The 6,474-nt window shown below is 70.1% G+C and carries 7 protein-coding genes; all 7 read right to left on the bottom strand.

Annotated features, from left to right (window positions below; all coding sequences use genetic code 11):
- Positions 1 to 938, bottom strand: a 938-nt coding sequence (nuoE, locus tag I0C86_RS06390; protein WP_196200268.1) for an NADH-quinone oxidoreductase subunit NuoE, incomplete at its 3' end; no start/stop codon positions are given.
- Positions 939 to 2,273 (bottom strand): NADH-quinone oxidoreductase subunit D, encoded by a 1,335-nt coding sequence (locus I0C86_RS06385; RefSeq protein WP_196200266.1) that lies wholly within the window; start codon positions 2,271 to 2,273, stop codon positions 939 to 941. It lies immediately after the preceding gene.
- On the bottom strand, positions 2,270 to 3,037 hold the full coding sequence (locus I0C86_RS06380; RefSeq protein ID WP_196200264.1) for an NADH-quinone oxidoreductase subunit C: 768 nt from the start codon (positions 3,035 to 3,037) through the stop codon (positions 2,270 to 2,272). Before I0C86_RS06380 ends, I0C86_RS06385 begins: the two co-directional genes overlap by 4 nt.
- A complete protein-coding gene (locus tag I0C86_RS06375; RefSeq protein ID WP_196200263.1) occupies positions 3,034 to 3,708 on the bottom strand; it encodes a NuoB/complex I 20 kDa subunit family protein in 675 nt (224 codons plus the stop codon). Before I0C86_RS06375 ends, I0C86_RS06380 begins: the two co-directional genes overlap by 4 nt.
- Before the next feature lie 13 nt (positions 3,709 to 3,721).
- Positions 3,722 to 4,087, bottom strand: a complete 366-nt coding sequence (locus I0C86_RS06370; RefSeq protein ID WP_196200262.1) for an NADH-quinone oxidoreductase subunit A — start codon at positions 4,085 to 4,087, stop codon at positions 3,722 to 3,724.
- A 120-nt stretch (positions 4,088 to 4,207) separates the two neighbouring features.
- Positions 4,208 to 5,485, bottom strand: coding sequence for a geranylgeranyl reductase family protein (locus tag I0C86_RS06365; RefSeq protein ID WP_196200261.1), 1,278 nt, complete (start codon positions 5,483 to 5,485; stop codon positions 4,208 to 4,210).
- A 140-nt stretch (positions 5,486 to 5,625) separates the two neighbouring features.
- Positions 5,626 to 6,414, bottom strand: a complete 789-nt coding sequence (locus I0C86_RS06360) for a hypothetical protein (protein WP_196200260.1) — start codon at positions 6,412 to 6,414, stop codon at positions 5,626 to 5,628.
- Positions 6,415 to 6,474 lie beyond the last annotated feature (60 nt).

Here is a 6,474-nt window from a genome sequence, read left to right as displayed (position 1 = left end):
GGTACGCCGTCGACCGGCGTCTTCGCGCCGGGCGCGTCCGGGGCCGGGGTCTTGGCGTCCGGTGCCCGGGTCTCGGCGGTACGCACCTGCGGCGACTTGTCGTCCGGCGCCTTCACGTCCGGCGCGGTGCTGCCGGTGGCGGCCGCCGGTCGGGTGGTCGCCGGGGCGGGTGCGTCGCCGGTGTCGCGGCCCTTGATCGGGGTGTTCGGGTCGTAGCCGGCCACCGAGATGCCGTGCTGCTGGGCCAGCCGCAGCCCGCGCAGCGTCGGGTCGCCGGGCACGCCGTCGGCCACCGCCTCCTGGCGCGGGTCGCTGAACCCGGCCAGTTGCAGCGACATCTCCTTGAGCGTGCAGAGCCGGGCGCCCCGGCTCGGCTGCGGCCGGTTGCCGGCCCGCAGTTCGTCGACCACGCCGACCGCGCTGTCCGGGTCGACCTGGTCGAAGAAGTCGTAGTTGACTGTCATCACCGGGCCGTAGTCGCAGGCGGCCAGGCACTCGGCGTGTTCCAGCGTGATGCTGCCGTCGGTGGTGGTCTCGTCGTGCCCGACGCCGAGGTGTTCGGTCAGGGCGTCGTAGACCTGCTGACCGCCGAGCACGTTGCACATGGTGTTGGTGCAGACGCTGACCAGCCAGTCGCCGGTAGGCCGGCGCTTGTACATGGTGTAGAAGGTCGCCACCGCGCCGACCTGCGCCTTGTTCAGTCCGAGCACGTCGGCGCAGAACTCGACGCCGGCCGGGGAGACGTACCCCTCCTCGGACTGCACGAGGTGCAGCAGCGGCAGCAGGGCCGAACGGGACCGGTCCGCCGGATAGCGGGCGACGATCTCCCGCGCCCGCTCGTCCAGCTTCGCGTGCAGGTCCGCGCTCCGCGCGCCGGTCCGCTGGCCCGGCACCGGGCCGGACCCAACCGCCGCGCCGTTGAGCTGAGTCTCAGTCATTTAGCGATCACACCCACCCATCACCGGGTCCAGCGACGCGCCGCCCGCGATCACGTCGGCGATCAGGCCGCCCTCGGCCATTGCCGGCAGCGCCTGGAGGTTGACGAAGCTGGGCTCGCGGTAGTGCACCCGGTACGGCCGGGTACCTCCGTCGGAGACCGCGTGCACGCCCAGTTCGCCGCGGGGCGACTCGATGGCGACGTACACCTGCCCCGGGGGCACCCGGAAGCCCTCGGTGACCAGCTTGAAGTGGTGGATCAGCGACTCCATCGACTGACCCATGATCTTGGCGACGTGCTCCAGCGAGTTGCCCATCCCGTCGACCCCGATGGCGAGCTGTGCCGGCCAGGCGACCTTCTTGTCGGCAACCATGATCGGCCCGGGGCGGAGCTTGTCCAGCGCCTGCTCGACGAGCTTGAGCGACTCGCGCATCTCGGCCATCCGGACCAGGTAGCGGCCCCAGACGTCGCCGGTCTCGGTGGTCGGCACGTCGAACTCGTAGTTCTCGTAGCCGCAGTACGGCATGGTCTTGCGGATGTCCCAGGCGAGTCCGGCCGACCGGAGCACCGGGCCGGTGATGCCCAGCGCGACACAGCCGGTCACGTCGAGGACGGCGACGTCCTTGGTCCGCTCCGTCCAGATCGGCTGCCCGGAGAGCATGTCCTCGTATTCCTTCAGCTTCTTCGGCAGCAGCTTCAGGAATTCGCGGATCTTGACGATCGCCTCGTCGGGCACGTCCTGGGCGACCCCGCCCGGCCGGACGTACGCCATGTTCATCCGCAGGCCGGTGATCAGCTCGAAGATCTCCAGGACGTACTCGCGCTCGCGGAAGCCGTACAGCATCACGTTGACCGCGCCGAGTTCCATCGCGGTGGTGGCGATCCAGACCAGGTGCGAGGAGATCCGGTTGAGCTCCATCATCAGCACGCGGATGGTGGTGGCCCGCTCGGTGACGTCGTCGGTGATGCCGAGCAGCTTCTCCACCGCGAGGCTGTACGCGGTCTCGTTGAACAGCGGCGAGAGGTAGTCCATCCGGGTGACGAACGTGGTGCCCTGCACCCAGTTGCGGTACTCGAGGTTCTTCTCGATCCCGGTGTGCAGGTAGCCGACCACCGCCCGGGCCTCACGGACGGTTTCGCCCTCGAGTTCCAGGATCAGTCGGAGCACGCCGTGCGTCGACGGGTGCTGCGGACCCATGTTGACGACGATCCGCTCGTCGTTGATCGGGTCGTGCCCGCTGACCACGGAATCCCAGTCGCCACCGGTGACGGTGAAGACCCGACCCTCGGTGGTCTCCCGGGACTCGGCGTAGCTCGGGTTCGTCGAGGTGCTCATTGGTACGACCTCCGCTGATCGGGCGGTGGGATCTCGGCGCCCTTGTACTCGACCGGCACGCCGCCGAGCGGGTAGTCCTTGCGCTGCGGGTGGCCCTCCCAGTCGTCCGGCATCAGGATCCGGGTCAGGCTGGGGTGGCCGTCGAAGACGACGCCGAACATGTCGTACGCCTCCCGCTCCTGCCAGTCGGCCGTGGGGTAGACCTCGGTGACGCTGGCCACGTGCGGGTCCTCGACGGTCACCGCGACCTCCAGCCGGATCACCCGGCGGTAGGTCATCGAGGTGAGCTGGTAGACGACGTGCAGCCGGCGCTGGTCGGAGCCGAGATAGTCCACTCCGGACACCGAGGAGCAGAGTTCGAAACGCAGGGCGGCGTCGTCGCGCAGCACCTGGCAGACCTCGGCGATCCGCTCCGGACGGATGTGCAGGGTCAGTTCGCCCCGGTCGACCACCACCTGCTCGATCGCGTCCGCGAAGCCGGGGTACGCCTCCTCCAGCGCGTCGGCGACCTCGTCGAAGTAGCCGCCGTACGGCCGGGGGCTGTCGACCACGTCGACCCGCTGCCGGACCAGGCCACCGAAGCCGGAGGTGTCGCCGCTGCCGTGGATGCCGAACATCCCGCGCCCGGCCCCACTGGCCGGCGGATGCTCGGCCGGCGCCCCGCTGGTCGCACCGACCGGCGGCCGGGCCACCGGCACGCCGCCACCCGGGCGCTCGCTGGGGCTCTTGTTCGGCTCGGCGCCGTTCCTGCCCGCCTCGCTCATCGGTCGGTCCTTCCGACGAGGTGGTTCTGTGCCTTCATCCAGTTCTCGATCCGGAGCTGCTCCTCGCGGCCCTCGGCCACCGCCTTCGTCCACTCGGCCCGCCGGGCCTTGTCGTTGTGGTACGAGGACGGCATCGAACCGGGTGCGACCACTGGGATGTCACCGCGGGCGCGGCGCGCCTCCAGCATCTTGCGCCCGTTCGGGCCGAGCGGCTCGTGGCCGATCTTCTCGCGCAACTTGAGGATCGCGTCGATCAGCATCTCCGGCCGGGGCGGGCAGCCGGGCAGGTACATGTCCACCGGCACGATGTGGTCGACGCCCTGGACGATCGCGTAGTTGTTGAACATCCCGCCGCTGCTGGCGCAGACGCCCATCGAGATGACCCAGCGGGGCTCGGCCATCTGGTCGTAGATCTGGCGCAGCACCGGAGCCATCTTCTGGCTGACCCGGCCGGCCACGATCATCAGGTCGGCCTGCCGGGGCGAGGCGCGAAAGACCTCCATGCCCCACCGACCGAGGTCGTAGTGGGACCCGCCGGCGGCCATCATCTCGATCGCGCAACAGGCCAGCCCGAAGGTGGCGCCCCAGAAGGACGACTTCCGGGACCAGTTGACCAGTTTCTCGACCGAGGTGAGCAGGATGCCGGCCGGGAGCTTTTCCTCGATACCCATCTGACGACCTCCCTCAGTCCCAGTCCAGGCCGCCGCGACGCCACACGTAGGCGTACGCGACGAAGACCGCGACGATGAACAGCACCATCTCCACGAAGGCGAATGTCCCCAGCACGTCGAAGGAGACAGCCCACGGATACAGGAAGATGATCTCGATATCGAAGACGATGAACAGCATCGCCGTCAGGTAGAACTTGATCGGGAACCGTCCGCCGCCGACCGGCTGCGGGCTCGGTTCGATGCCGCACTCGTACGCCTCGAGCTTGGCCTTGTTGTAGCGCCGGGGGCCGGCGAGACGGGCGGAGGCGACGGAGAACAGCGCGAACCCCGCAGCGAGGGCGAACAGCCCGATGATGGGTACGTACGGCGAGAGCGACATCGTTTTCTCCTGCTCGTCCTTCCCGGCCCTCGGTCAATTTCCAAATTCACACTATTCACAGTCCTTCGGGCGACGCTGCCCGGGGTGCCGGCGCGGCCCAGGTGCGGACCCGACGGCGGTTCACACTGCCGGAGCCACCTTCGTCATCGCGTTGATGACCCGGTCCATCGCGTCACCGCCGCGCGGGTCGGTCAGGTTCGCCAGCAGCTTGAGCACGAACCGCATCAGGGTCGGGTGCGGCATCCCGTGCTTGGTGGCAAGCCGCATCACCTGCGGATTGCCGATCATCTTCACGAAGATGTTGCCGAGCCGGTAGTAACCGCCGTAGCGGGCCTTCAACTCGGCGGGGTATCCGGCCAGGGCACGCTCGCGCTCGGGGCCGGCAGGTCGGGCCAGCGCCTGCACCGCCACCTCGGCGGCGAGTTCGCCGGACTCCATCGCGTACGCGATGCCCTCGCCGTTGAACGGGTTGACCATGCCGCCCGAGTCACCGACCAGCAGCACGCCCCGGGTGTAGTGCGGCACCCGGTTGAAGCCCATCGGCAGCGCGGCGCCGAGGATCGGGCCGTCCGCGTTGGTCTCGTCGGTCATCCCCCACTCGGCGGGTGTGTTGGCCAGCCAGTCGGTGAGCAGCCGCCGGTAGTTGGTCTTGCCGAACGCGGCCGAGGAGTTCAGCGCGCCCAGCCCGACGTTGACCCGGCCGTCGCCCATTCCGAAGATCCAGCCGTACCCGGGCAGCAGCTTGTCGGGGTTCTCCTTGCTGCGCAGCTCCAGCCACGACTCCAGGTAGTTGTCGTCGTGCTTGGCCGGCGAGCGGTAGTAGCGGCGGACCGCCACCCCGATCGGCCGGTCCTCCCGCTTGTTGAGGCCGAGCGCCAGCGGGAGCCGCCCGGAGACGCCGTCGGCGGCCACCACCAGCGGCGCGTGGAAGGTCGCCGGAGCCTTGTCCGGGCCGATCTCGGCGGTGACCCCGATCGACCGGCCGTCGGAGTCCAGCACCGGGCCGGTCACGTTGACGCCGGTACGCAGCTCCGCACCGGCCCCGGCCGCGCGCTTGGCGAGCAGGTCGTCGAAGTCGAGCCGGGTCCGGACCAGTCCGTAGTTGGGGAAGCTGGCCAGCTCGGGCCAGTCGAGTTCGAGCCGGATGCCGCCGCCGATGACCCGCAGGCCCCGGTTGTGCAGCCAGCCGGCCTCGGGCGAGGTGTCGATGCCCAGCTTGACGAGCTGCTTGACCGCTCTGGGGGTGAGTCCGTCGCCGCAGACCTTCTCGCGGGGGAACTCGGTCTTCTCCAGCAGCAGTACGCGTACGCCGTGTCGGGCCAGGTGATAGGCGGTGGTCGATCCGCCAGGACCGGCGCCCACCACGATGACGTCCGCGTCGTTCTCGATCGCCGTCATCCGCGCCTCCCCTCCCGATCGCTCGTGAAATGCTTCACAAGCCTGGTCCGGGGAGAGTCTAAGACCGCGAAGTGGCCGGCAGCCGGTTAGGTGAACCTAAGTTGCCGAGGTAGGCGTGGTGGCTACGTCCGGCGACCCGTTCAGGTGCGGTCCTCTCCGTCGCACTGTGCGGACCGGCGCTCGATCGGTCCCGGCGTGACCGGTCCCGGCTCCCCCGGATGCGGGTCGGCCGGATGCGGGTCCACCGGGTGCGGATCGGTCGGTCGCGGGCTCGCCGGAGACGGGTCCCCCGGGGCGGGACCGGCCGGATGTGGATCGGCCGGACCGGGCCGACCCGGCTGCGGCTGACCGGGCTGCGGCTGCGCCGGATGCGGTTCCGGCGGAGTCGGGGTGACCGGATGCGGCTCCACCGGAAGGCCGTCGGCCCGTGGCGGCGCGGAGCCGTTCGACCGGCTCGACCCGGTGGCGAGTCCGGCGGCGTACGGGTCGCCGGCCGAGGAGCCGTTCCGCACCAGGTCGCCGCCGTTCCCGTTCCCGTTCCCGTTGCCTTTACCGTTCCGCTCCGGAGCCGGATCGGTCGGGTACGGCTCCTCGTCGAGTTCCGGCATCCGCGCGTCGGGTTCGGTCACCCGCTCGCTCTCGTACGGCAACTGCTCCCGGAGCGTTCCGCCACTGACCCGGTCGAGCGCGGCCAGCACCTCGGCGACCACGGTCCGTACGGCGACCGGGTCGGGCCCGGCCAGCTCCCGGATCTGGGCGATCAGATCGGCCGCCTCGGCCTCGGGACCCGGCGCCTCGTCGCTCGCGCCCTCCGGAGTGTCTTCCGTGGCCCGGCCGGCCGCCTCGGCGCGCTCCGGCGCGGTCGCGGCCTCCGGCGTTCGGTCGGTCGGCTGCTCCTCGCCGTCGACCCGCCGGTCTGCGCCCGTCATGGGCGCAGCCTACGGGCTCAAAAGCCCCTTTGCTTATTAAACCGACCATAAGCCATTCAA

Origin of the sequence: Plantactinospora alkalitolerans, assembly GCF_015690345.1 — a bacterium.
GTDB lineage: Bacteria > Actinomycetota > Actinomycetes > Mycobacteriales > Micromonosporaceae > Plantactinospora > Plantactinospora alkalitolerans.
The sequence above is the reverse complement of the archived record's forward strand: the minus strand, read 5'-3'. Positions and strand labels throughout refer to the sequence as shown.

Bases quoted from the DNA above. Each gene is read 5' to 3' on its own strand.
- I0C86_RS06360 (WP_196200260.1), bottom strand. From the start codon at position 6,414: ATGACGGGCGCAGACCGGCGGGTCGACGGCGAGGAGCAGCCGACCGAC.
- I0C86_RS06380 (WP_196200264.1), bottom strand. From the start codon at position 3,037: ATGAGCGAGGCGGGCAGGAACGGCGCCGAGCCGAACAAGAGCCCCAGC.
- I0C86_RS06375 (WP_196200263.1), bottom strand. From the start codon at position 3,708: ATGGGTATCGAGGAAAAGCTCCCGGCCGGCATCCTGCTCACCTCGGTC.
- I0C86_RS06385 (WP_196200266.1), bottom strand. From the start codon at position 2,273: ATGAGCACCTCGACGAACCCGAGCTACGCCGAGTCCCGGGAGACCACC.
- I0C86_RS06365 (WP_196200261.1), bottom strand. From the start codon at position 5,485: ATGACGGCGATCGAGAACGACGCGGACGTCATCGTGGTGGGCGCCGGT.
- I0C86_RS06370 (WP_196200262.1), bottom strand. From the start codon at position 4,087: ATGTCGCTCTCGCCGTACGTACCCATCATCGGGCTGTTCGCCCTCGCT.